Origin of the sequence: Halorubrum ejinorense, from assembly GCF_039522565.1 — an archaeon.
Classification (GTDB): Archaea; Halobacteriota; Halobacteria; order Halobacteriales; family Haloferacaceae; genus Halorubrum; species Halorubrum ejinorense.
Window position 1 is genome coordinate 217,131 of sequence record NZ_BAAADQ010000015.1, and the last position, 19,942, is coordinate 237,072.

Here is a 19,942-nt window from a genome sequence, read left to right on the forward strand (position 1 = left end):
GTGGTCACCGACCGCCTCACCGACGGCGTCCGGATCGCCCAGCTCCTCGCGTCCGAGGTGGCCGGTAACGAGAGCCGGCTCCGCGGGCTGACGGTTGTCGACGCCGACCCGGACGTCGAAGCGACCGCCGACGGCGCGCTGGCGTACCGAATCGCCCGCGAAGCCGTCTCCGGCGACGCCCGAGAGGAGGGTCCTGACGACGAACGCGCCGCCGGCGAGACGGTGGCGGAGGTGTACGTCCAGCCGGACCGCGCGCGGCTCGAAGCGATCGCGGCCCCCGACGCGGCGGCGACGGCGGCGACGGCGGGCGACCTCCGCGTCCGCCCGAAGGCGTCGCGTCCGCCACGGACGCTGGTGTTCGTCGAGGACGGGGCGCAGGTGAAGCGGGCGCTGGCGGTCCTCGACGCGCTCCGAAACGAACGGGACGCCGACTGACCGGCCCGTCGCCGGTCGAACTCCGTACCGGCCGGCAGTAGAAGTCCCTACTCGTCGAAAAGAGTCCGTCGGGACCGGCAGACGGGGGAGTTCGCCGGCACCGACGCACGCTCGGTCCGCCGTCGCGGACGCCTACTCCGGCTGTCCGCCGTCGCCGACCGCGACGTTCGGCCCGGTCGGTCCCTCGGGGTCGAGCCCGTCGCCCGAGACCTCGAACCCGCGGATGAGCGACTGGAGCCGTTCGGCCTGCTCCGCGAGGGAGCCGGCCTCCGTGGTCGCCTCGCTCATCGCGGTGAGCTGTTCGTCCGCGGCCTCGGCGACCGCGTCGGCCTCGTCGGCCGTCGACTGACTGATGTCCGCGACCTCCTCGGCCATCGACACCGTCTCCTCCGTGCTGGCCGCCTGGTCGTCGGTCGCGCGACTGATCTCGCGGATGCCCTCGTCGGTCTCTTTCGCGTTGTCCGACACCTGCGAGAACGCGTCCGCGGCGTCCTCGACGGCCTCGGCGCCCGCGGCGATGTTCTCCTCCGCGCTCCGGACCGCCCGCACCGTGCCCTCGGTCTGCGACTGCGTGTCACCGATCAGTTCCTCGATCTCCGTCGCCGCGTCCTGCGTCTCCTCCGCGAGCTGTTTCACCTCGTCTGCGACGACCGCGAACCCGTCGCTTCCGCCGCCGCTCCCGCCGGCGCGGGCGGCCTCGATGTTGGCGTTTAACGCGAGCAGGTTCGTCTGCTCGGCGATGTCTCCGATGAGGTCGACGATCTCGCCGATGTCCTCCATCCGCTCGTCGAGCTGTTGGACGGTTCCCGCGGCGGAGTCGAGGGCCTCGCGGGACTCCTCGACGCGCTCGATCGCGGCCTCGGCGGTCTCCTCGCCGTCGTCAGCGATGTCGGCGGTCTGTTCGGCCACGTCGACGACCGTCTGCGTCGACGAGGCGACCTCCTCGATCGTCGCCGAGAGGTCGTTCATCTCGTCGGACACCTGCCGGAGCATCTCGCGCTGCTCGTCGGCGCCCTCGGCGATCTCGCTGACCGACTGACTGACGGTCTCGCTCCGGTCGGCGGCGGTCTCGACGCCCCGGACCGTGTTCTCGCTCGCGGTCGACACCTCCTGTGCGAACGAGCGGACCTCCCGCATCGCGCCGTCGATGTCGTCCATCATCCCGTTGAACGCCGCGCCGATCTGGGCCATCGCCTCGCTCTCGCTGTCCGCGTCGAGCCGGACCGTCAGGTCGCCGTCGGCCGCCCGGTCCATCGCCGCGCTGTAGGCGTCGGCCTTCGTCTCCAGGTGGCTGTTCAGGCGCTCGACCTCCTCGCGCCGGCTCTCGACCTCCGCCTTCGCCGCCTCGACGTCCTGTATCTCGGACTGCTTCTGCTCCGCCAGTTCGAGCTGCTCTTGTGCCGCCTCGCGCGACTTCTCGATCGAGTACCAGTTGACCATCAGCGCCCCGGCGAGCCCGAGGACGAAGAACGCGTGAATGCCGCCCCAGACGATGGGGTTCTCGATCGCCGCCGTGTGGTTGTAGACGAGACTCGAGTCGATCAGGCTGAACGCGCCGTGGCCGATCGCCACGTAGCCGACGCCGACGGCGAACGGGAGCCAGTCCTCGTACAGCGCGAGCACCCCGACGAACACGAAGAAGCTGAAGTGCGCCTCGATGTAGCCGCCCGACAGCTTCACCAGCGCCATCGAGACCGTCATCAGACTGAACGCCGTAAGGACCGTCCGCTGGCGGCGGCCGAGCCCCGACCAGGTCGCCAACCCCGCGGTGCCGAGGATGACGGCGACGAACCCGCCGAGCATCCACAGCGGCGCCGCTGGGATCTGTGCGCCGGTGAACGACTCCGTCCCCTCGTAGAGTCCGAGGCCGATCAGGAACGGGACTTGGACCACGGTGGCGATCAGGATATTCCGGTGGCGCGGCGCCCACATCTCTTTCGGCATCGAGGTGCCGTTCGGGATGTACTTGACCACCTCGCGAACCTTCTCCGCCAGCCCGTCCGGTTCTCCCGAGTGCGTCTCGGTCGCAATCTCTGCCATACCCAGAGATTGTCATCCAGTATATAAACACAACGACTCCAACTATTACCGCTGATACCGTCGTTTAGCGCCCGTGAATGGGAAATAAACCGATCCCGGTCTTGTTAGATAGCTGTCGGTATTCGCATATTTTGCTTCTTTCTCGGCAAAAACCGAACCGGTTCGTCGATCGGTCGGGGCGAGCGGCGCGAACCGCGATCGCCGGACGGGTCTCGGCGCCGACCGCGCGGCCGACGACCTTTATATCCGTCCGGCCCGGGGTACGGCCGTGACGCTCGATCCGATCCACGTCGAGAACATCGCGCAGCTCGCGTACGGCATCGGCGACGACGTGGACGCGACGGACCACGACGACCTCGCCGAGCGCGTGTGGCGCGAGTGGCTCCCCGAACTGCGACGCGAGGGCCGGGTCGTGATCGAGGCGCTCGGCGACCACGAGCGCCGCCGAGCCCCCATCGACAACGTCGCGCTCGCCGAGCGCCCGTTCGAGACCGTTCACGGGCTCGACTCGGGCACGATCAACCCCACCACGTTCAAGAACGGGCTCGTCGTCGACGTCGCGCACGCGGCGATGGCGAGTTCGCCGACGGATCTGGACCTCCACCGCGACCGGACCATCGTCGCCACCGTCCACGCAGGCGACTCGACCGCCGGTTTCGACAGCGAGTGGACCCGCCGCGACGAGGGACACACCCGACAGCGGGTGTTCCACGTCCCCCGGGTGAACCGCTACGCGGAGCGGGTCGTCCACGCGCTCGCGCTGTACCTCGCCGAGGGGACCCACGCGCTCGATCACGCCGACCGCGTCGACGACCTCCTCGTCCTCGACGGGCCCATCTACCCGAAGGAGCTGTTCACGTGGGCCGACCGCGACCCCGAACTCGGCGCGCTCGCCCGCGAGGCCAAGCCCCGCGCCGTCATCGAGCAGTACGTCCGCCTCGTCGAGCGGTTCGTCGAGCGCGACGTGCCGCTGGCCGGCTTCGTCAAGAACCCCGCGAGCGGCACCGCGGTGCGGGCGCTCGCCCGCGCCGGCGTCGAGTCGCCGTGGCCCGACGACACCGCGCTGTTCACGCGACTGCTGGAGCGTCGCGACCCAGACGACGGGTCCGCCGGAAGCGACGCGTCCGACGACCGCGGCGCCCGCCTCGACGACGACCTCACCTTCACCACGTGGTTCCGCAGTCGCGGCGGCGCTGACGCCCCGATGGCGGCCGACGGCGACGCGCTGGGCGTCGAGCGCGGGCTCGACCCCGAGCTGTACGAGCCCACGTTCATGGTCGTCTACGACCCCCGGACCGACGTGACGTACAAGCTGGAGTCGCCGTACGCGTTCACGCGCGACGCGGCGACCCGCGACCGGCTCACCCGCCAGGTCGTCGCCGAGGTGGCGGCCACGAGAGGCCCCCCCGAGCCGGTGGCGAAGGCGGACGAACTGGCCCGGATCTCGGCCACCGAGAAGGCGGCGCTCCGCCGGAAGTTCGAAGAGCGGCTCGGCAGCGACCAGCAGGCGACCTACGACGACCTCCGGTGGGGGAAGGCCGACTTCTGACCGGTCGGCTCGAACCGCGACCGGTCCGGGATTTTTGCCGGTGCGGCGCGACGCGGCCGTATGACCGGGCAGACGCCGCTGCCGAGATGGGTGACGGAACTCGTATCGGCGTACGACCGCGTGCTCTCCGAGCTGTTCTGGTTCCTCGTCGCGCTCGGGGCCGTCTACCTCCTCGGCCGAGTCGTCGTCGTGCCGTCCGTCATCCGGGTCGTGCGGGCGCGGAACCGCAACAACCCGACCATCGAGACGGCGGTGCGGACGTACGTCCGGGTCGTGCTGATCGGGTTCGCGACGCTGACGGGCGTGATAGCCGCCGGCTACGGGAGCGTGCTCGCCGACTCGGCGATCGTCGTCGCGGCGATCACGTTCGTCTTCGGCATCGCCGGGCAGCAGGTGTTCGGGTCGCTCATCAGCGGGATCTTCCTCGTGGCCGACCCCGACTTCAACGTCGGCGACTGGATCGCGTGGCCGGGGGGACAGGGCACCGTCGAGGCCGTCGACTTCCGCGTGACGCGCGTCCGGACGCCAGACAACGAGACGGTCTCGGTGCCGAACACCGAGCTCACGAGCAACGCACTTACCCGGCCCTACGGCCGGGACACGTATCGGATCACGGAGACGGCGTACGTCGCCTACGACGAGGACGTCGAGCGCGCGCTCATGGAGCTCAGAGCGGTCGCGACCGACACGGAGCCGGTCCTCGACGAGCCGACCCCGGACGCGCGCGTCCTCGACCTCGGGGAGAACGCGATCACGATACAGGCGGAGCTGTGGATCGACGACCCCGGAGACAGGGACGTGGCGACCGTCCGGTCGGACTTCCGCCGGGAGGTGAAGCGCCGGTTCGACGAGGCGGGGATCGCGATCGCGCCCCCGTCGGCGCAGTCGCTCTCGGGCGAGGTCGCCGTGACGGAGCGTTCGGTCCGCGACTGACGCAGACCGGAGGCGACGGGCGGTCCAGGGCTCCGCGGTCCGCCCCGCTCAGAGCGCCTCCGAGAGCAGCAGCAGGTAGGTGATCGCGTTGTAGATGCCGTGGACCAGCCCCGGCACCACCACGTTGTCCGTCCACTCGTAGAGCGCGCCGAGGACCGCTCCCAACACGACGACGACGCCGACGTACGCCCACCGCTCGGCCATCGTCCCGGAGACCGCCGGGAGGTGGATCAGCCCGAACGCGAGGCTCGCGATGAGGACCGCGGGGAGGGCGTCGAACGCGCGCCGGACGCCGCCCTGAACGACGCCGCGGAACAGCAGCTCCTCCACCGGGCCGACCACCGCGAGCGACACCGCGACCATCGCGAGGTAGTAGACCACGGGGTCGCCCGCGGGGACGACCGCCTGGTTCTGCCCGGTCGAGAGCCCGACCTGATCGAGCGCGATCAGGGCGCCGTACTGAAACGCGAAGAGGGCGATCCCCCCGCCGACGATGATCGCCGCCTCGCGGGCGTCCGGCCGGGCGATGCGGGCGATCTCCCACTCTCCGGTCACCGCGAGGTAGCCGACGACCGCGAGCGTGAATCCGGCGAACTGGAGCAGCGTCTGTAACAGCCGATAGCCGGTCGTCCCCTCCGACACCAGTCCGAGTGAGGCGGCGAGGGACACCCCGGGCACGGTGATCGCGTTCGCCACGAGGACCGCGAAAACCACCGCGAACAGCGCGCTCGCGACGCGGAACAGCCGCTCCCCGACCGCATTCGCGAGGGGGTCGTCGCTCATTGTCTGCGATAGCGGTTCCGAGAATTTAGACGCACCGGAACGGGACCGTCGGCGTCGACTCCGACTCGCGCTTCTGTTCTCAGTCGATCCGCAGTTCGCGCTTCTGTTCGACCGCCTCGGCCTCCGCGAAGTCGCCGCCGCCGAGCAGCCCGCGGGCCGCCTTCTTCCCCCACTCGACGGCCGGCTGCGTGAACGTCGAGACGCTCGCGAGTTCGCCGTACAGCACGCAGGCCGCCTCCATCCCGTAGAGGAGCTCGCCCAGCGAGCGCTCGTCGACGCGGTCGACCTCGACGCGCACGTTGGGGACGCCGGCCGCCGCGAGGCTCGCCTCCGTCGCCTCGAACTCGGCGTCGAGCAGCCCGCCGAGCGACGAGCCGCCGAGGTACGCGAGCCCGTCGAGGTCGGTCTCCGGGATCGACACGTCGGCGCGCTCGGTCGGGCGGACGAGCGTCACCAGCTTGTCCGGCGGACCGGCGCGGTACAGCTGGAGCTGGGAGTGCTGGTCGGTCGCGCCGAGGGCGCGCGCCGGCGTCTGCCCGAGTCCGTCCTTCCCGAGGCTCTCGGCCCACAGCTGGGCGAACCACTCCGCGAACGTCTCCAGCGACTCCGCGTACGGCATCACGGCGTTGGTGAGCGCGCCGCGCTCCGCGAGCGCGTACGTCGCCGCGCCGTAGGCGTAGGCGGGCGACTCGTACAGCGAGCCGGCCAGCGCGTCCATGCCGTCGCGGCCGCCCGCGAGGACGGCCTCGACGTCGTGACCTTGGAGCGCGGCGACCGCGAGCCCGACCGTCGACAGCGCCGAGAAGCGCCCGGGGACCCCGTCCGGCACCGGGAGCGACGGCAGGTCGTGTCGGTCGGCCAGCTGACGGAGGTTCCCCCCCTCGCCCGTGGTGACGAGGGTGCGGTCCGTCCAGTCGACGCCCGCGTCGCTCATCGCCTCGCGGACGACGAGGAAGTTCGCGAGCGTCTCCGCCGTCGTCCCCGACTTCGAGACGACGTTGACCACGGTCTCGGAGAGCGGGAGGTCCGCGAGCAGCGCCCGGGTGTCGTCCGGGTCGACGTTGTCGAGGACGTAGGCGTCCACGTCGCTCGACAGGGCGTTCGACAGCGTCGCCGCGCCGAGCGCGCTCCCGCCGATACCGACCGTCAGCACCGCCTCGGGGCGGTCGAACCCGTCGACCGCGGCGTCGATCGCGTCCGGGTCCGCGGTCTCGGGGAGGGTCAGGGCGGCGTAGCCGAACTCGTCGTCCGCCATCCCGCCCGCGATCCGCTCGTGTGCGGCCGCGACGCGGTCGTCGAGTCTGTCCAGCGTCTCCGTCGTCAGTCCGGGGGTCGTCTCCAGTGCGTTGCCGAGGTCCACTCGCATACGTGTCACACCGCGCGAGAGGGACTTAATAACCGCCGCCGGGAGCGGCGACGCTCGGTCGGCCGATCGGACCGACGCGCGAGCGACGCCGATCAGTCGGCCGCCGCGATCGGTTCCTCCTCCTCGCCGAGCGCGGGCCGACCGAACCAGCGGTCGAACGCGAGCGGGCCGGAGCCGAGCGTGAAGACGGCCGACGCCATCCCGAACAGCGCGACGTGCGCGAGGACGGGGTCGTCCGGGAGCCCGAACAGCGTCGTCGTGAACAGCACGAAGGAGAGCGCGGCCGCGCCGCGCGTGAAGAAGCCGGCTATCAGCGCCAGTCCCACCGCGACCTCGGTCACGCCCGCGCCGACGACCCACAGCCCGGCGTCGACCGGCACGACCGAGGTGAGGTCGTACTTCTCGACGACGAGGAGCGCGCTCGCGGGGTCCGCGAGCTTCTGGATCAGGCCGAGGTAGACGAACGAGACGCCCATCCCGACCCGGAGCACCGTCGGCACGTACCGGCGCAGCGGGGTCGTCGACCGGTCGAGGAACGACTTCAGGTACTGGACCGGGTCGATCCGACCGTAGTACGACCCCGGCGTGCTCGCGACCTCCAACAGCATGTCGTCGGCGCTCGGGCGCCCCCCGCCGAGGATCACCAGCGCGACGAACACCGGAACGTACTCCACCGCGAGGAAGACCGAGGAGTCGACGGCGACGAACACCCACGCGTACGTCGCCAGCCCCACCGTCGACACGATCCGCGTCGCCAGCCCGAAGAGGACGAAGAAGCCGAGTCCGATGAAGAGAATACGGAGGAGCGGGCTCGCGCCGGTGTCGAACGAGAGCGTCGGCGCGAACAGGTATCCCTGAAAGCCCGCCCCGACGAGGGGGAGACCGACCGCGAGCCGGAGCATCCACGGGACGAGGTCGCCGTAGCCGGCGAGTTTCTCCCGGAGCACGACGATGTCGACGATCGTGGGTCGCACCCAGAGGTACACGGCGAGCCCGGTGACCGCGAGGAGCCCGGAGCCGAGGAACAGCGCCGCGTTGAACGGCACCGACAGCACCTCCGTGACGAACGCCACCGCGTCGAGCGGGTCGCCGGGGTCTTCCGTGACGTAGTCGACGTGGGCCGCGACCGGTCGCGCGACGAGCGTCGCGAACAGGGCGAACACGGCTGCGGCGGCCGAGCGGGAACGGACGGACATACCCCGTCTACGCGCCGGACGTACCTAACGGTGTTTCCTCATGTTCGTTCGGGAGCGACTCTGTCGCGGTCGATCTCGACATCTCGCGGCGGTCGGTTCGATTTCGGACGCCGACTCGCGTCGCCGCCGCATCCCTCGGTTCGAGACGGGCGAGAGGCGGTCGCCGCTGGCCGTCGGGGCGAGAGTGGCCGCGGCCCACGCTCGTGCGGCGATCCCACAGCGACTGGGGCGTTCCGAACGCGTCCGACGACGTGAACCGAAGCCCTCCTAGGGCGCCCGGGCGACGACGCCGAACGTCTCCGTCCGCGTGGCCGCCGAGACGACGTCGAACCCGGCCGCCTCGAACGCGTCGACCGCGTCGTCGGCGGTGAACCGCTCCGCGACCGGCGGCCCCTGTTCGCCGTCGCCGTCGCCCGCCCAGTCGAACGTCACGACGACGCCGTCGGACCGGACGACGCGCGCGAGTTCTGCCATCGCCGCGTCGCTCGCGAACTCGTGATACGTCATCGTCGAGACGGCGCCGTCGAGTTCGCCGTCCGCGAACGGGAGGTCGGCCACGTCGCTCGTGACGAGCCGGACGTTCTCCGGGGCACCCTTCTCCCGGTAGTGGTCGTGCATCTCGGGCTGTACGTCGACGCCGTAGACGGTCTCGACGCGCTCCGCCACGTCGTCGGTGTAGAATCCGGTCCCGCTGCCGAGGTCGGCGACGAGCCCCGCGTCGGCCTCGACGAGCGGGCCGACCAGTTCCTCCGCGGACACCCACCGGTACCGGCCGGGACGCTCCAGCCGCTCGGCCTGCTCGGCGTCGAACGTGTGAAAACCCATGCGCGGTCTTGGGTGTCGAGCACCAAAACGCGTCCGATCGGCGGCGCCGCCGGGGCGCCGTCGCTCGACCGCTATCGGCCGACCGAGAGCGGCCTCACCACTCCGCGTCGAGCGCGTCGATGAGCCGGTCGACCTCGGCCTCGGTCGAGACGGCGTGGACCGACGCTCGAATCCCGTTCGGATGGGGCAGCGATCGGACGACGATGTCGCGTTCCGCGAGCCGTTCGACCGTCGCCTCGGGGTCGTCGACGTCGACGGTCACGAGTCCCGACTCGAACGAGCGCGGACTGAGGAGCCGGTCGTCGGGAACGCCGGCCTTCAGGCGGTCCGTGAGCGACTCGATCCGCGACTCGATGGCGTCGAGCCCCACCGCCTCGACCGCGTCGAGCGCCTCGACGAGTCCGACGTGGGCCGCGGCGGTCGTCGTGCCCACTTCGAAGCGTCCGGCTCCCGGCTTGAACGATATCTCGTCTGCGGTCGGGTCCTCGACGCTCCGGTAGCCGACCGCGCGCGGCGCGAGATCGGCCGCGGCGTCGCGGTCGACGTAGAGGAACCCGGCGCCCCACGGGCCGAGCGTCCACTTATGGCCGGCCGCCGCGACCGCGTCGGCGCCCCAGTCGGTCACGTCCATCGGCCCCTGACCGGGCGACTGGACCGCGTCGACGAGGGTGAACGCTCCCGCCTCCTTCGCGGTCTCGACGAGGTCGGCGACCGGCAAGCGGGTGCCGTGCGTCCAGGTGATCGCGCTGAAACAGACGAGGCGGGCGTCCGTCACCGCCTCTGCGTAGGCGTCGCGGTCGAGCCGGCCGTTCTCGGTCTCGACGACCCGAACCTCGACGCCCTCGCGTTCGAGGCGTTTCCACGGGAGGACCCCCGCGGGGTGTTCGAGGTCGGTCCGGACGACCACGTCGCCCGGTTCCCAGTCGATCGCACCGGCTATCCGGCCGATCCCGTCGCTCGTGCTCTCCGTCAGCGCGATCTCCTCGGGGTCGGCGCCGACGAACGCCGCGATCCGCTCGCGGACCTCCTCGTAGGTCCCGAACGCGTGGTCGTACGGGTCGGTCGTCGCGGAGCCGTACTCGTGTTCCTCGATGAACGACGCGGCCGCCTCGACGACGTACTTCGGGCTCGGTCCGTGCGCACCGAAGTTGAAGTACGCCGCGTCGTCGAGGGCCGGGACGTCCGCGCGGAGCTCTCTCGGGGTCATACGCTCGCCGTCGCGTTCTATGGTGCTCATTGTGTCGGTCTCTCTAATTCTCTCGGCTTCGGCGCTCCGGCCGGTCCGGAGCGCGTGCGAACGCCATCGGTCGGAGGACGGCTAGCGGCGGACGGAGGCGGACCGGCGACCGCGGCGGCCGTTCAGGCTGTGCGCGCGGTGACGGCGTCGCTGAGGACGTCCTGCGTCTGTGCGCCGATCATCTGATCGGCCGGTTCGCCGTCCGCGAACACGATCAGGGTCGGGATGCTCTGGACGCCGTACTCGGCCGCCAGCGCCTGATGCTCGTCGACGTCGACCTTCAGCACCGCCGCGTCGGTCTCGCTTGCGACCGCCTCGACGGTGGGTTCCATCATCTGGCACGGCCCGCACCAGTCGGCGTAGAAGTCGACGAGGACGACGTCGTGCTCGGCGACGTGTTCGTCGAAGGCGGTCGCGTCGCTCAGGTGGATCGGTGCGTCGGGAGCGGGTTCTGTCGCACTCATACTCCGTCGTACGCGCCCCGCGCTGATAATAGTTTTGAATGTAACGCACAATACTACGTGCGGAGCGGACCCGGCCACGCGGCTAACTGGGACAGCCCGTCCCCGCGGAGAAGTCGGCTCGAAAGGCGGTCAGCGGACGCGCGGCGCGCGAACGCGCGCTCGACTACTGGATGTGGCCTTCGCGGCGCAGCTGGTCGGCGTCCTCGTCCTCGTAACGCCACTCGACGTTCGCCTTCTCGTCTTGCCAGTCCCACGGTTCGGCGAGGACCACGTCGCCCTCGCTGATCCACGTGCGGTACTTCATGCGGCCGGGGATCCGACCGAGGCGCTCTTTCCCGTCGGCACAGCGCAGCTGAACGTGGTTGCCGCCGAGGTGTTCCGTCACCACGGCGAACACTTCGTCGTCGTTGGGCATTCGGAGGTTCTTCCGCCCGGATTCTTCGCTCATACCTTCCGTTGTGCGTTCGCCCGTATAAGTGATTTGAGACGTGTGCGCCCGCCCGTCACGCGATCCGTTCGCACGCCGAGCGCGGCCTCACTCCGCGTCCGCGACGGTCGTCGGCCGGTCGTCGGGGTCGGCCGCCACGCCCTCGGCGAACGCCGCGTCGACCTGTGCGAACGTCTCCGCCTGCGTCTCCGAGTTGTCGACGACCACGTGGTCGGTCGCGACCTCGTCGAACAGCTCCTTGAATCGGAGGTGGATATCGAAGTCCGCGTCGCTGATTCCGTCCCGACGCTCGATCCGGCGCTCGACGACCGCCTCGTCGCAGGCGACCTCGACGAGGTCGAACTCGGCCCCGGCCTCGGCCGCCGTCTCGCGGGCCGCCGTTCGGAATCGACCCTCCGCGAACGTGGCGTCGAGGACGACGGCCCCGCCGGCGTCGATATCGTCGCGAGCGCGGGCGAGCAGTTCGGCGTAGACGGCCTCGGTCTCCGCGTCGGTGTACTCGGGGTCGTCGAACAGCTCCTTCCGTATCACGTCGGTGCGCCGTATTCGGCCGTCGACGTGGTCTGCGATCCGTTCCGCGACCGTCGTCTTCCCGACGCCCGGCAGGCCGCAGACGACGACCAAGCGCCCGGTCGAGGCCTCGTCGTCGTCGTCGGTCGCGGCGGCCGAGTCCGACCGCGTCGGAGCGAGAGAACCCGCCGCGTCACCGTTCGAACTCGGCGATTCGGTCCGGTCCGGCGCTCGACCGCCTCGGTCACTCATCTACCGGTATCCTCCGGGGTGACGTAAAAGAAACTTCGCATCTAACGGTCGCTGCGGGCGACTCTCACGCTTCGCCCCCGGCCTCCCATGCGCGGCGCGCTTCGAGCTCGCGGCGGGCCGCCTCGCTGAGGCCGCACTCGTTGGTGCGCCTGTCGGGCGCCGCCTTGGCGACGAGGTCGCGCTCGACGAGCGCGTCGAGGATCTGGTAGAGGCGGCTGTGGTTGATCTCCTCGCCGTAGTAGTCCGCGACGTCCGTCTTCAGCGCGAGGCCCTTGCGGGCGTTCTCGCGGGAGAGCGCCCAGAGGAGGTCGCGTTGGAACGCGGTGAGGTCGGCGAGTCCGCTCGGCTCGTCGCCGTCATCGACGAAGACGTAGCCGAACGCCGATTCATCCGAAAATCTCGTCTTCCTCTCCTCGTCAGACGGCGGCCGCTTCGAGAGCCGATCGAACCGATTCTGTGCCGCCTCTTTTCGGCTCTCAGTCTGCTCGGGTTTGTACGAGGCAGACTCGATGCGCCCGCCACTGAGCCTCACCGAGAGAATCGCGTCCGCGTGCCGTCCGTCCGACGGGAGCCGCGAGGCGTCCAGCACCGCGTTCCCCACCTCCTCGCCGTCGCGCTCGAAGAACACGGTCGCGAGCCCGTCCTCGACGTTGTCGACGACCGCGGTGTACTCGCCGTCGGGAAGCTCGATATCGGTCACTCGTAGCTCACCTCGAGGACGTGTTCCCCGTCGGCGTTCGAGAGTATCACCGTGTCGCCGGCGTTGTTCCAGATCGGCGACCCGGACCCCCAGTACAGTTCGCTGTCGGTGTCCGTGCCGCTCCCCGTCCGGAGCGTCACCGTCGCGCCCGCGTCGAGCGTGAACCCCTGCGGGAACGCGTAGCCGTGTGCCGCCTCGTCTTCGACGGTCCACCCGGACAGGTCGATCGGTTCCTCGCCCGCGTTCTCGAAGACGACGTACTCGTCGTTGAGGTTCTCGCCGTCGTCGCCCTCGGCGTCCGCGTTGATCGCCGCGACCTCCAGCGCCGCGGCCGGGTCGGCCGACGTCGTCTCGTTCTCCTCGTCGGTGTCGTCGCCGCCGTCGTCAGTCCCGCCTCCGGAACCGCCGTCGACCGGGTCACTGCCGAGTCGCATGCGTTCGACGACCTCGCCGCTCGTGCCCGGTTCGATCGGCTCGGCGTCGCGGAGCGCCAGCGGGTCGGTGGGCGCGTCGCGTTGCGTCCGTACGGAGACGCCGTTCCCGTCGCTCACGAGGACGACGTTCCCGTGCGTGGCGGTCCAGTACGTCGGGATCGACCGGTCCGCGAAGCGCTGGAGGACCTCCTCGGTCGGGTGTCCGTACTGCGAGTCGTACGCGCTCGACACGACGACCGCCTGCGGCGCTACCGCGTCGATGAACGGCCCGCTCGACGAGCTCGACGAACCGTGGTGGCCGGCCTTCAGCACCGTCGACCCCAACTCGGCGCCGTACGTATCGATCAGGTACTCTTCCTGGTCGTCTTCGGCGTCGCCGGACAGCAGGAAGCTCGTCTCGCCGTGTGTGAGCCTGAGCACGATGCTGTTCTCGTTGCGCGCCGCGTTTTCGAGGTACGGTTCGGGCGGCCCGAGCACGTCGACGTCGACCTCACCGAACGAGATCGCGTCGCCCTCTCGCGTCTCGTACAGCGTCACGTCGTGCTCCTCGATCGCGTCGAGGTACTCGCCGTACGTCTGCGTACTCGCGGCGATTCCGGGGTCGTAGACGGCGCCGATCCCCTCGGCTTCCGTCTCGTAGTACTCGATGATCGCCGCGTTGCCGCCGATGTGGTCCGCGTCGTTGTGCGAGGTGACGAGGTGGCCGATCCGGGTGACATCGTGTCGCCGGAGGTACTCCAACACGTACTCGCCGTCGTCGTTGTAGTGACCGGTGTCGACGAGCATCGTCTCGCCCTCGGGTCCGACGACGAGCGTACTGACTGACTGCCCGACGTTGATGTAATGGACCTCGACGGTGCCGCTCGCGGTCTCAACGGTTCCCTCGTCGACCGTGTCCGGTCCCTCCGGTGCCTGTTCGGCGGGCACCGTACCGGCACAACCCGCGAGGAAGACGATCCCCACTACCAAGAGGATCTTGAACGCACCGCCCGTTCGTTTCATGTCTCGTTAATATTCTACACAGGCAAAGAGGTACGTATCTGTTAACTATCCGCATCAGAGGACCCGGAACCGCCTCGCGGGATCGGGAAAGCGCCAGACGGCAAGGAGTCGAGCCGCAATCGATTATCGAGTGCTGTGCCTGACACGCAGCGCAGGTGTCTGAGCCGCGATGCTACTCAGAACCGGTCCCGCGGCGCCGCCTCAGTGGCCACCCAGCACGCGCCGTTAACAGACCGATATCCCGTGAGCGATGCTACCGAAGTCGCGAAATCTCAAAGGTGGCTCGGGGCGGATTTGAACCGCGAGGACTCCGCTCCGCTCCTCCACTGGGTTCGAACCCGCGACACCGTTCTGTCGACACGGAGCGCTCGCTGTCGCTCACGGTTTCGGTGTCGATGAAAATGGGTTGGGGCGGATTTGAACCGCCGGCCTCCTCCATGTCAAGGAGGTGTCATAACCGGACTAGACTACCAACCCGCAGGGGCTTACTGACGCATTTCGTCGTTTCCGTGGAACGTAATTGAACCTTTCGTTTCGGACCGCCCACCGGCGCCGTCGCGGGCCTCGATCGGACGACGGCGCGGCGACGATTCCGAGAGTGTGAGGACTTCGGCCCGTCGACCGCCGTCGAACCAACGTCCGCGCACCGTCGCGGTTCCGACCGGTTTTACTGATTCGGCGTGAATTCGTCGGTATGGTCGACCTTGCCGCCCGTACCGACAGGCTCGACGCGTACCTGGCGGACCGCGGGCTCGAAGCGGTCTGGTTCGCGCGCCCCAACGGGTTCGCGTGGCTCACCGGCGGCGACAACGTCGTCGACGCCGATGCCGACATCGGCGTCGCCGCGGCGGGCTACGACGGCGAACTGCGCGTGATAACCGACAACATCGAGGCGGACCGGCTCGCCGACGAGGAGCTCCCGGACGCGTTCGCGGTCGAGTCGTTCCCGTGGCACGCCGACTCGCTCGCCGCGGCGGTCGCCGAGCGGTCGGCCTCGCCCGCGGCCGCCGACTTCGACGTACCCGGCTTCGAGCGCGTCGACGGGAGCCGACTCCGGCAGCCGCTCACCGACGACGACGTCGAGCGGTACCGCGAACTGGGCCGCGAGGTCGCCGCCGCCGTCGAGACCGTCTGCCGGAACCTCGAACCCGACGACCCCGAGTACGAGGTCGCCGCCGGCATCGACATCTCGCTCGCCTCCCGCGACGTGGACACGCCGGTCGTCCTCGTCGGCGGGGCCGAACGCGCGGAATCGTACCGCCACTACACGCCGACCGACGCGGCCCTCGGCGACTACGCGCTCGTCTCCGTCACCGCCGAGCGCGCCGGGCTGTACGCCTCGATGACGCGAACCGTCGCCTTCGACGCGCCTGACTGGTTCGAGAAGCGACACCGAGCCGCGGCGCGCGTCGAGGCGACCGCGCTCCGCGCCACCGAGGCCGCGGCGGCCGGCGACCTCTCCGACCGCGACGGGCCCGACACCGCCGGCGACGTGTTCGCGGCGGTCCGAGAGGCGTACGACGCCGTCGGCTTCGCGGACGAGTGGGAGCAGCACCATCAGGGCGGTGCGGCCGGGTTCGCGGGCCGGGAGTGGATCGCGACGCCCACGAGCGACGAACCGGTCCGACGGCCCATGGGCTACGCGTGGAATCCGACGGTTCAGGGAACGAAAAGCGAGGAGACCCACCTCGTCGCGTCCGACCTGACGGAGCGGCTCACGAAGACTGGTCGGTGGCCGACCCACGAGGTGGAGCCGGTCGCCGTCGCGGGGATCGACGACGATCCGGTCGAGTTGGCGGCGCCGGTCATCCGGTAGCCGAACCGACTCACAGACCGCGTTGACGCGGACGACCGCGCGTCAGTACACGTACTCGCTCTCGTCGATGCCGACGTAATCCTTCTTGACCCGGCGCTTGTTCCACTTGTAGCCGAGCAGGAGCTTCGCCGACTCCCAGCCGGAGCGGTACGGCTGCGACAGCAGGCCGCCGCTCGCGTCGGCGGCGAGCATCGCGTCGGCCGCGCCGATGACTCGGTCCCAGTCGTCCGGACCGTAGTCGGCGACCATGTCGGCCATCGTCACGTTGCGGACGGCCTCGTCGCCGATCGCCTCCTTCCAGCGTCGGTTGTACGAGGCCAGGTCGCCCTCCGCGGCGAGTTCGCCCGCGATGGCGCCCGTGCGGACCGCGACGTGGTCGCCTCCCTCGTGGAACGCCGAGGTGGTCCCCATCGCGCCGCCCGCGACCGCGACCCCGGCGTTCACCGGCGAGTCGATCGGCCGCGTCGACGAGATGGGGTACGTCTCCGTCCCCTTCCGCTTGCCGGCCCCCTCGACCAGCGGGAAGTCCTCCTCGATGTCGTACTCGTCGCCGTACTGCCACTCCAAGAGCCGTTTCACGTACTCGCCGCCCTGCGGGATCGACTCGTCGTCGGCTTCGAGCAGCGCGTACTCCGACGCGTCCACCTCGCCGATGTCGAGGCCGATCGGCATCGTGAGCCCGACCCGACAGACGCGGTCAGCGTTCGGAAAGATCCACGGGTACGCGGTCTCGCCCGGCATCACGCCCCACCAGAAGACGATCGCGTCTTTCACCTCCTCGAAGACGGCCTCCGGGACGCGCCGGTACTCCTGATAGGCGATGTGGTTCGCCGTCCGCGAGGCCAACCGTTCGGAGGCGGACGCGTCGGCGGGCAGGTACTCGTCGAGGACCCGGTTGGTCACGGTGCGTTGCGGCCCGTCGGCGAGCACGACGAAGTCGGCGCCGACCTCGCCGCCGTCCGCGAGTTCGAGGACGTGGCGCGGGTCGTCCTCGTCGGGCGTCACGGAGAGGTCGGTGTCGACGCCGCGGACCGAGGTCCCCACGCGGTACTCGGCGCCGGCCTCCTCGGCGCGCTCGCGGAGCCAGTCGTCGAAGCGCGCGCGCTGGAAGGTGTACCCGAACTTGTCGTACGAGGAGTCGATGCCGGTCGACGTGAGCGTCGCCCCCGACTCGGGGCCGCGGAACTCGGCGCGGTTCAACTCGCGTTGGATCACTCCGTCGTCGAACTCGTCGGGGTGGATTCCCATGATGTCCACCCAGTAGTCCAAGATACCGGCCGCGTCGGTCGAGTCGGGACCGAGTCCGTCGCGGTCGGCCCGAGGGACCCCCTTCTCGATGACGAGGGCGTCCGCTCCGTCGGTCGCGGCCGCGTGCGCAGCGGACGATCCGGCCGGCCCGCCGCCCACGATCGCGACGTCTACGCGTTCCATATCTCGTGAGGTTGCCGTCCGGCTATTAAATTCACGGTCCACGACGGTGTTCGCACGTCTCTCTGGCGGCGAAGGGGCACCGATCGTTCACTATCGTTCGGTATCTGATACGGAGGCAGAGAGACACGCTTTTACACGGACCGGGGAGTCTCTCCGACACCAATGGCACGCGAGACATGGGCGACGCGAGCGGGATTCATCCTCGCCGCGGTCGGCAGCGCGGTCGGGCTCGGGAACATCTGGCGGTTCCCCTTCATCACCGGCCAGTACGGCGGGTCTTCGTTTCTGATAACGTACCTCGCGTTCGTCGCGCTGATCGGGTTCCCGGCGATTCTCGTCGAGTTCGTCATCGGACGACGGACGGAACGGAACCCGGTCGGCGCGCTGCGCGAACTGGGCACGTGAGTCTGGTCGTACGCGGGGTGGCTGTTCGTCGTCACCGGCTTCGTCATCCTCTCGTACTACAGCGTGGTCGCTGGCTGGTTCCTCCGGTACACGCTCATCGGGATCACCGAGGGGTTCACGCGCAGCGACCCGGCGGCGGCGGAGGCGCTGTTCGGCACGGTCTCGACGGGGATCGACACGCTCCTGTTTCACGCCGCCTTCATGCTGCTCGTCGTCGGGATTATCGCCGCCGGCGTCAGGCGCGGCATCGAACTGAGCGTGAAGGTGATGGTCCCCGCCATCCTCGTCCTACTCTTAGGGCTGGCCGCCTACGGGTTCACGCTCGAGGGTGCGAGCGCGGCGTACGCGTACTACCTCTCGCCCGACTTCGGAACGATCGCCGCGAACTGGACCGAGATACTGCCGGCGGCCGCCGGGCAGGCGTTCTTCACCCTCTCGCTCGGGATGGGCGTGATGATCACCTACGCCTCCTACCTCGGCGAGGACCGGAACCTCGCGGCCGACGCCGGCATCATCGCGACGCTCGACACGCTCGTCGCGGTCCTGGTCGGCTTCGTCGTCTTCCCGGCCCTCTTCTCCGTCGGGATCGAGCCGGGGTCCGGCGGCCCCGGGGCGATCTTCGTCAGCCTCACCACGGCGTTCGCGGGCATTCCCGGCGGTCGCATCCTCGGCGTCGTCTTCTTCGGGATGGTCGGGATCGCGGCGCTCTCTTCCGCGATCAGCATCCTCGAGGTGCTGGTCTCGTACCTGATCGACGAGATCGGCGTCGCCCGCGTTCCGGCGTCGGCCGCGCTGGGCGCCGCGGTGTTCCTGCTCGGCGTGCCGGTCACGATCGACTCCATCTTCCTCGGCCTGTACGACGGGCTCGCGGACGGGATCCTGCTCGTCCTCGGCTCGCTGCTGCTCGCGCTGTTCGTCGGCTGGGTGATTCCGGACGTCGGCCGCGAGGAACTCCGGAACGGGCTCGGGGACGTCGGCGGCCTCGACGCCGCGTGGATCTGGGCCGTCCGAATCCCGATCCTGATCGTCGTGGTCGTCGTACTGTACCTCGGCGTCGTCGACTACGTCGGCTTCCTCACCGGCGACTTCGCCGACTGGCTGGCGGCGAGATAGGCACCGCCCGCGGGTTACCCCGGTCCGATCCGGAACGCGACTTACAGGAGTTCGACGACGACGTCGGCGACGAGGCCGGCGGCGTCCGCGGCCGCCGGCTTGACCCGACCGATCGGGCCCGCCTCCGCGTCGTCTTCGGTGTCGGTGCCGGGGTTCTCGGTCGGATTCTCGTCCGAGCACTCGGGGTCGAGTCGGTCGGTTATCCTCCGCCGGAGCGATCCGATTTCAGGCGTGTTCCTCGCGCGGCTGGACCACGACGAACCCGTCGCCGTCGAACCGCATCTGGTACCGCTCGCCCGACTCCTGACCGATCATGTCCGAGAGGCTCCGGTTGACCTCGACGTCCGGCGAGGTGCCGCCCCACGCGACGGTCGCCCCGGGGTCGGTCGCCACCGGCGGCTCCAAGACGATCGGATCGCCGTGCGTGGTGAGCGCGACGTAGCCCGGGCCTTCGAGGTAGACGTTGCTGAATCCGCCGGCGAGCGCGCCGGCGAGGCTGTCGATCGTGTTGATCTCGTACGAGAGCGACTCCTCGAACGCGAGCACGTCCTCGCCGTTGACCGTGATCGACTCGCCGGCACCGAGTTCGATCACCTGTACCTTCTTGCCGTCGTCGGCGAAGTAGACGTGTCCGTCGCCCTCGACGGCCATGATCGGCGTGCCCTCGCCGGTGGCGGCCTCCTTGAGGAAGCCGGTGATGCCCCCCTCGGCGGAGGCCTTCCCGGTGAACGAGACGTCGCCCGTGTACGCCACCATCGAGCCGGCCTTCGCCATGACGGTGCCGGCGACCTCGACGTCTAAGGTGTAGCTGTTCTCGCGTTGGAACGGTTCCGCGCTGTCCGTCGGTGCGTTCTCGGCGGTGAACTGGTCTAGGTTCATAGTACGGGGACCGAACCCTTCGGTTCGGCTGTGCGGAGATTCCGCGCTATCGGTTAAGAAGGTACGGGAGACGCAAGGGTTCGTTTCGCGGCCCGCCGCGCGACGGCGTCGGGTCTCGCCGTGC

At 69.7% G+C, this 19,942-nt stretch carries 16 protein-coding genes, 1 tRNA gene and 3 pseudogenes; 5 read left to right on the forward strand and 15 right to left on the reverse strand.

Annotated elements, in window-relative coordinates:
• The gene (locus ABDZ89_RS14375) at positions 1 to 435 is read left to right on the forward strand and encodes a DUF7993 family protein (RefSeq protein ID WP_343780280.1); all 435 of its coding nucleotides are present in this window, start codon (positions 1 to 3) and stop codon (positions 433 to 435) included.
• Positions 436 to 567: 132 nt separating this feature from the next.
• Here ABDZ89_RS14375 and ABDZ89_RS14380 read toward each other — a convergent pair whose 3' ends face one another.
• Complete coding sequence (locus ABDZ89_RS14380) at positions 568 to 2,475, reverse strand: methyl-accepting chemotaxis protein (RefSeq protein ID WP_371152416.1); 1,908 nt, start codon at positions 2,473 to 2,475, stop codon at positions 568 to 570.
• 268 nt (positions 2,476 to 2,743) lie between these two features.
• On the opposite strand from ABDZ89_RS14380, the gene ABDZ89_RS14385 reads away from it, so the two are divergent.
• Both ABDZ89_RS14385 and ABDZ89_RS14390 read left to right on the forward strand, forming a co-directional pair.
• Positions 2,744 to 4,024: a DNA double-strand break repair nuclease NurA gene (locus tag ABDZ89_RS14385; RefSeq protein WP_343780281.1), complete on the forward strand. Its 1,281-nt coding sequence runs from the start codon at positions 2,744 to 2,746 to the stop codon at positions 4,022 to 4,024.
• Positions 4,025 to 4,084: 60 nt separating this feature from the next.
• Positions 4,085 to 4,957: a mechanosensitive ion channel family protein gene (locus ABDZ89_RS14390; RefSeq protein WP_343780283.1), complete on the forward strand. Its 873-nt coding sequence runs from the start codon at positions 4,085 to 4,087 to the stop codon at positions 4,955 to 4,957.
• 48 nt (positions 4,958 to 5,005) lie between these two features.
• Here the strand turns inward: ABDZ89_RS14390 and ABDZ89_RS14395 are convergent, their stop codons facing one another.
• The 12 genes and pseudogenes from ABDZ89_RS14395 to ABDZ89_RS14450 all read right to left on the reverse strand — a co-directional run bounded on the left by ABDZ89_RS14395 (position 5,006) and on the right by ABDZ89_RS14450 (position 14,651).
• Complete coding sequence (locus tag ABDZ89_RS14395; RefSeq protein ID WP_343780284.1) at positions 5,006 to 5,740, reverse strand: CPBP family intramembrane glutamic endopeptidase; 735 nt, start codon at positions 5,738 to 5,740, stop codon at positions 5,006 to 5,008.
• Positions 5,741 to 5,819: 79 nt separating this feature from the next.
• Positions 5,820 to 7,106 (reverse strand): glucose-6-phosphate isomerase, encoded by a 1,287-nt coding sequence (locus tag ABDZ89_RS14400; protein ID WP_343780285.1) that lies wholly within the window; start codon positions 7,104 to 7,106, stop codon positions 5,820 to 5,822.
• 92 nt (positions 7,107 to 7,198) lie between these two features.
• Positions 7,199 to 8,302: a DoxX family protein gene (locus ABDZ89_RS14405; RefSeq protein WP_343780286.1), complete on the reverse strand. Its 1,104-nt coding sequence runs from the start codon at positions 8,300 to 8,302 to the stop codon at positions 7,199 to 7,201.
• Between the two features lie 267 nt (positions 8,303 to 8,569).
• Positions 8,570 to 9,127, reverse strand: a complete 558-nt coding sequence (locus ABDZ89_RS14410) for a class I SAM-dependent methyltransferase (RefSeq protein ID WP_343780287.1) — start codon at positions 9,125 to 9,127, stop codon at positions 8,570 to 8,572.
• Positions 9,128 to 9,221: 94 nt separating this feature from the next.
• Positions 9,222 to 10,364 (reverse strand): aminotransferase class V-fold PLP-dependent enzyme, encoded by a 1,143-nt coding sequence (locus ABDZ89_RS14415; protein ID WP_343780289.1) that lies wholly within the window; start codon positions 10,362 to 10,364, stop codon positions 9,222 to 9,224.
• A gap of 122 nt (positions 10,365 to 10,486) precedes the next feature.
• Positions 10,487 to 10,828, reverse strand: a complete 342-nt coding sequence (gene trxA / locus ABDZ89_RS14420; protein WP_343780290.1) for a thioredoxin — start codon at positions 10,826 to 10,828, stop codon at positions 10,487 to 10,489.
• Positions 10,829 to 10,991: 163 nt separating this feature from the next.
• The gene (locus ABDZ89_RS14425; RefSeq protein ID WP_137688795.1) at positions 10,992 to 11,276 is read right to left on the reverse strand and encodes a translation initiation factor eIF-1A; all 285 of its coding nucleotides are present in this window, start codon (positions 11,274 to 11,276) and stop codon (positions 10,992 to 10,994) included.
• An 87-nt stretch (positions 11,277 to 11,363) separates the two neighbouring features.
• Positions 11,364 to 12,038, reverse strand: coding sequence for a P-loop nucleotide/nucleoside kinase family protein (locus ABDZ89_RS14430; protein ID WP_343780291.1), 675 nt, complete (start codon positions 12,036 to 12,038; stop codon positions 11,364 to 11,366).
• Between the two features lie 64 nt (positions 12,039 to 12,102).
• Positions 12,103 to 12,381 (reverse strand): annotated as a pseudogene (locus ABDZ89_RS14435) (helix-turn-helix transcriptional regulator); the annotation flags it as partial.
• Between the two features lie 66 nt (positions 12,382 to 12,447).
• Positions 12,448 to 12,738 (reverse strand): annotated as a pseudogene (locus tag ABDZ89_RS14440) (DUF3006 family protein); the annotation flags it as partial.
• Positions 12,735 to 14,174 (reverse strand): lamin tail domain-containing protein, encoded by a 1,440-nt coding sequence (locus ABDZ89_RS14445; RefSeq protein WP_343780293.1) that lies wholly within the window; start codon positions 14,172 to 14,174, stop codon positions 12,735 to 12,737. The gene ABDZ89_RS14445 and the pseudogene ABDZ89_RS14440, both read right to left, overlap by 4 nt.
• 402 nt (positions 14,175 to 14,576) lie before the next feature.
• Positions 14,577 to 14,651, reverse strand: a tRNA-Val gene (locus ABDZ89_RS14450).
• A gap of 217 nt (positions 14,652 to 14,868) precedes the next feature.
• On the opposite strand from ABDZ89_RS14450, the gene ABDZ89_RS14455 reads away from it, so the two are divergent.
• Positions 14,869 to 15,990 (forward strand): M24 family metallopeptidase, encoded by a 1,122-nt coding sequence (locus tag ABDZ89_RS14455; RefSeq protein WP_343780294.1) that lies wholly within the window; start codon positions 14,869 to 14,871, stop codon positions 15,988 to 15,990.
• 42 nt (positions 15,991 to 16,032) lie between these two features.
• On the opposite strand, the gene ABDZ89_RS14460 is transcribed toward ABDZ89_RS14455, so the two are convergent.
• Positions 16,033 to 17,421, reverse strand: a complete 1,389-nt coding sequence (locus ABDZ89_RS14460; protein WP_343780295.1) for an NAD(P)/FAD-dependent oxidoreductase — start codon at positions 17,419 to 17,421, stop codon at positions 16,033 to 16,035.
• 162 nt (positions 17,422 to 17,583) lie between these two features.
• On the opposite strand from ABDZ89_RS14460, the pseudogene ABDZ89_RS14465 reads away from it, so the two are divergent.
• A pseudogene (locus tag ABDZ89_RS14465) lies at positions 17,584 to 18,939 on the forward strand (sodium-dependent transporter).
• A gap of 225 nt (positions 18,940 to 19,164) precedes the next feature.
• Here the strand turns inward: ABDZ89_RS14465 and ABDZ89_RS14470 are convergent.
• Positions 19,165 to 19,818, reverse strand: coding sequence for an AIM24 family protein (locus ABDZ89_RS14470; RefSeq protein WP_343780296.1), 654 nt, complete (start codon positions 19,816 to 19,818; stop codon positions 19,165 to 19,167).
• Between the last annotated feature and the right edge of the window lie 124 nt (positions 19,819 to 19,942).